A 4,655-nucleotide genomic window follows, 5' to 3' on the forward strand; every position below is an offset into this window, starting at 1 on the left:
GATGACACGGAGCAGGGGAGCCCCACATTGGCTTATCAGCCTGGAGTCCGACGGCGCTGCTGAGGAAGCTATTTAAGCGACAGGTCAAGGTGGCGCCGATATTCGTGCCGGATGAGCGGTGGATATCTTCTTATATTGTAGAGAGCGAGGCGGGTATCAGCCATTATTTCATCACCACCTGACGCCTTTTTACGAACGGCGTTGGCGCAGTTGGCTTCGGTCTGTGAAGTACGACGCCCCGTCATAAGGCGGCCTACGAGCTCTCAAGGCGTTAGATTGCCATCCCGTGCAACGTCTGCTGCCTCGCGCCGCTGTCCCCTCTCAGCACAAGGTCTATCGCCACGGCCACACTAGTCGTTCGATGGTGCGCCGTCACTTGAAAAGGGCAAACCTGCCCATGTAATACCCGCACCGCCGCCGATGATCATTGCGCACCGACTATAGGCATATCGTCCCGGGCGCCCCATTCGCTCTACGAACCGTCATACGGGCTGATGTCCTGTGTGCCGAGCGCTGTGAGGGCTAATATTGCCACTGTCGTGGTGACGACGGAACCTCGGCTAGCGACGATAGGCTGCTTGATCTCTATCCCTGCCTGGCGTATTTGTTCTTCCAGCAGCAGGGGTTTGTAGCTGCCCGTTTTGCACTAACTGGTCCAGGGGATATTCAGGCTACAGGGGATATGACCCCGGAGCGGGTCGGGAGTCCAGAGCTTCGCAGCGAAAGCGGGCAGCGGGCCGGGCATCGACATTTGCGCTGAGCCGTCTACGCTGATGTGACAGATATCGTTGAGCGCACTCATGCGATTAGCCACAGTGCGCGGCGTAAAGGTCTGTGGCTCGGGCGTTGGTTTCCCTTCTTTCAACGGCCTTCTAGTGCGCGACCAGGTGTCAATGCCTCGACAGCAGCGACATCTACTGGACTCTGCTGGTCAGGAGCATCCATCAGGCGCGCGCCGCTGAGAATAGAAAACCGTCGTCGTAAATCGTGCAATGCTGGGCGTCGATAACGCCGAGTGCGCCCATATCCCGTGCGAACTGCACCGACGATGTCAGTATATAGGGTAGGGAAGATAGGACAGGGAAGAGGCGATATCGGACAGGGCCTCAATATCGAAAAACACCGCGCCGAGTAGATGGATGGCCCGCGCGAAATTCCGCAACGATATCGCGCTGGCTCTGATGTGACCGGAAGACAGCATGCGCACGTATATAATACGCACCTGAGGGTCATCGAGATGTTGCCGTAGACGAATAACGATTGGGTCATTATAGGTTCCGCATCGGCCTGCGTCTGGCACTGTGCCGATGCTATCGCATTGGCGGGCATTATCGGCTTTTTGCCGTTGACGTCAAGGCGTAGATGGCTCGCTGACGGGCCGGGGAAGACGAAAAAGTGGCCTGTGGGGCGCTTGGAGGCCGCCATTGGCGACGGTTACGCTGGGGCGTTATTTTTAATTAAATGTTATTTTTAAGGGGAAGGGTAGCGGATTGCTGAAGGTGCCCCTATAATTTGCGCCACTTGCACCGGCCGGCGTAACAGCGAATTATCGCGGCCATAACAACAATCACTTAGAGGTTCTCATGACCATCGAACGCACCTTTTCCATCATCAAGCCGAACGCCGTGGCCAAAAATGTCATCGGTGCCATCATCCAGCGCTTTGAAAGCACCGGGCTGACTGTGGTCGGCGCTAAAATGCTCCAGCTTACCCGTGAACAGGCCGAAGGGTTCTATGCTAAGCATAAAGGTAAGCCTTTCTTTGACAGCCTGGTAGATTTTATGATTTCTGGCCCAATCCTGGTACAGGTGCTCGAAGGGGAAGACGCCGTACGCCTCAATCGTGAAATCATGGGCGCTACCAACCCTGCCAATGCACTGGCCGGAACCTTGCGCGCCGATTATGCCGACGGCTTTACCGAAAACGCGGTACATGGTTCGGATTCCACTGAATCCGCCACGCGAGAAATCGCTTATTTCTTCACCGAAGACGAAATTTACGCCCGTATTCGCTAATCGTCGCCGCACAACAGTGAAAAAAAGGGCTGCTTCGCCTTTCAAGCTAGATAGCTCTGCGCTAAAATGGGTGTCCAATGCGCCCCGGATGAGGCGGTAATCCGCGCTCGGCCGGGGCATTTCTTTATACATTTCGTGCCATAATGTGTAATAACGAGGCCTGCAACAAAATGATGTCTGAGCAAATGGTATCTGAATGCTCACCCGTGGTGGCAATGTCTGCTTCTCCCGTGCCCGCGGCTCAGCAGAAATTGAACCTGCTGGATATGAACCGCCAGCAGCTGCGCGGATTTTTCTCTTCGCTGGGGGAGAAACCCTTTCACGCCGATCAGGCGATGAAATGGATCTATCACTATTGCTGCGATGATTTCGAGCAGATGACGGACATCAACAAGCGTTTGCGCGCTAGGCTGAAAGCGTTAGCGGAAATCCGCGCGCCGGAAGTCTCTGAAGAGCAGCGTTCCGCCGACGGCACCATCAAATGGGCTATCAAGGTAGGTGACCAGCATGTGGAGACAGTTTATATCCCAGAAGATAACCGCGCCACGCTGTGCGTTTCTTCACAGTTGGGCTGCGCACTACAGTGTACCTTTTGCTCTACCGCACAGCAGGGTTTTAACCGCAATTTGCGGGTGTCGGAAATCATAGGCCAGGTCTGGCGTGCGACCAAGATCATTGGTGCAGCCAAGGTCACCGGCCATCGTTCTATCACCAACGTGGTCATGATGGGCATGGGCGAGCCGCTGCTGAACCTCACTAACGTGGTGCCGGCGATGGAGATCATGCTGGACGATTTCGGCTTCGGGCTGTCCAAGCGCCGAGTCACGCTGTCGACGTCTGGCATAGTGCCGGCTCTCGAGAAGCTTGGCGATATGATAGACGTGGCGCTGGCGATTTCCCTCCACGCGCCGAACGATACAATTCGCGACGAGATTGTGCCGATTAACCGCAAGTACAACATCGACACCTTTTTGTCGGCGGTACGCTGCTATCTGGAAAAATCCAACGCCAATCAGGGGTGCGTGATGGTTGAATATGTCATGCTAGACAATATCAATGACCGCACCGAGCATGCGCATCAACTGGCGGCATGTTTGAAAGATACGCCATGCAAGATTAACCTTATTCCCTGGAACCCGTTCCCCAACGCTCCCTATGGCCGTAGCTCCAACAGCCAGGTGGATCGTTTTGCCAAGGTGCTGATGAGATACGGGTTTACCACCATCGTGCGTAAAACGCGCGGTGACGATATTAACGCCGCCTGTGGACAGCTGGCGGGAGAGGTGATCGACCGTACCAAGCGGATGTTGCGTAAACGCATGAGCGGCGAAACGATCAAGAGGTAAAGGTTGTATGATTGTCGGCACTGGCACTGATTTTGCTCCTCGTTAACGGATGTAGTGATACTGATACGGGAACTGGTATGAAAATGATTCGGATGGGTGGGCTGACAGTCTACCGCGACCCGTTTGCAGTTGGGGTAGACTGTCTGGCAGTGGGTAATTTTGACGCTTCCCGGCAGAAGCTATCGATAGCGGTAGCAGAAGCTGTCGATGGCGGTAAAGGGTCGCGCCCAGCGATTACCGTACCTAATTAGGGATGAAACAGTATAAACAGCGGGTTGGGGGGAACCGCTGTCGCGTAGAACAGCTATCAGCTAGCTCTGAAACTGTTGCCATATAATAGGAAGTTCTGAATAGTTACGGTGCTTTTTTATGTGGTTTAGGGTAGTATGTACTGGCACAATAGCAGCTTATCACCGCTGCACAATCGGCGCATTAAGGTGAAGTTGCCGATAGTCTGGAGAGGACCGGATACTATTTTTTTAAGGCCGGGTACGACTCGCAGACGCGCGTAGTTTGCTGATGCACACGCTGGAAGTATTATCTTGAAAAGGGCGCGACGCTGGTGTCTGAAGCGAACCAGCAATTAATGGCGGGTCGACCTAACAGAGCGCAGCGGCTATTAGATGTTTACCAATATATGCTTCCGGCTAGCGCGAAATTTTCTACAATCCGAACAGTACTAGCAATTCTTAGCTAATGAATACTGAAGCTCTCCAAGATCAAGCTCCAACCACCACGGGTGGACGCCTGCGTCAAGCCCGCGAAAATATGGGATTAAGCCAGCAGGCTGTGGCCGATCGGCTATGCCTAAAGGTGTCTACCGTGCGCGATATCGAAGACGATCACGCCAATCCCAACCTTGTCTCGACGTTCCTACGCGGTTATATCTGCTCTTATGCGCGCTTGGTACATATTTCCGAAGAAGAACTGATGCCGCTTATGGCTAAGCAGGCGCCGATAAAAGTCTCTAAGGTCGCGCCGATACAGAGCTTCTCATTGGGAAAAACCTGTAAGAAACGCGACGGTTGGCTGATGGGGTTCACCTGGCTTATCTTGTTTGTGGTAATTGGTCTGACGGGCGCCTGGTGGTGGCAGAATCATCAGGCTCAGCAACAGGATATCGCCAACATGGCCGATCAATCCTCCGCCCAGCTATACCAGGGAGATGACGCGATATCGGTACCCTTTGGCGGCGGCGTTGACGACGTCGGTCAACCGCCGTCTCCCCCTTACATCGCAGACCAGACCGCTAGCGCCGGAGAAGTGCCGGCAGTAGTCAGTCCCTCGGCACCAC

At 54.3% G+C, this 4,655-nt stretch carries 4 protein-coding genes; all 4 read left to right on the top strand.

From position 1 onward, the window contains the following. The first annotated feature begins 1,583 nt into the window (after positions 1-1,583). Positions 1,584-2,015 (top strand): nucleoside-diphosphate kinase, encoded by a 432-nt coding sequence (gene ndk, locus BG74_RS03960; RefSeq protein ID WP_066596751.1) that lies wholly within the window; start codon positions 1,584-1,586, stop codon positions 2,013-2,015. Positions 2,016-2,188: 173 nt separating this feature from the next. After that, positions 2,189-3,361, top strand: coding sequence for a dual-specificity RNA methyltransferase RlmN (rlmN, locus tag BG74_RS03965; protein WP_066596756.1), 1,173 nt, complete (start codon positions 2,189-2,191; stop codon positions 3,359-3,361). A 77-nt stretch (positions 3,362-3,438) separates the two neighbouring features. Further along, positions 3,439-3,612 (top strand): hypothetical protein, encoded by a 174-nt coding sequence (locus BG74_RS12875; RefSeq protein WP_187202583.1) that lies wholly within the window; start codon positions 3,439-3,441, stop codon positions 3,610-3,612. A gap of 445 nt (positions 3,613-4,057) precedes the next feature. Continuing rightward, on the top strand, positions 4,058-4,655 hold a 598-nt coding region (rodZ, locus tag BG74_RS03970), incomplete at its 3' end, for a cytoskeleton protein RodZ (RefSeq protein ID WP_244267266.1).

The sequence above is a fragment of the Sodalis-like endosymbiont of Proechinophthirus fluctus genome (assembly GCF_001602625.1).
In the GTDB taxonomy this organism is placed as follows: Bacteria; Pseudomonadota; Gammaproteobacteria; order Enterobacterales; family Enterobacteriaceae.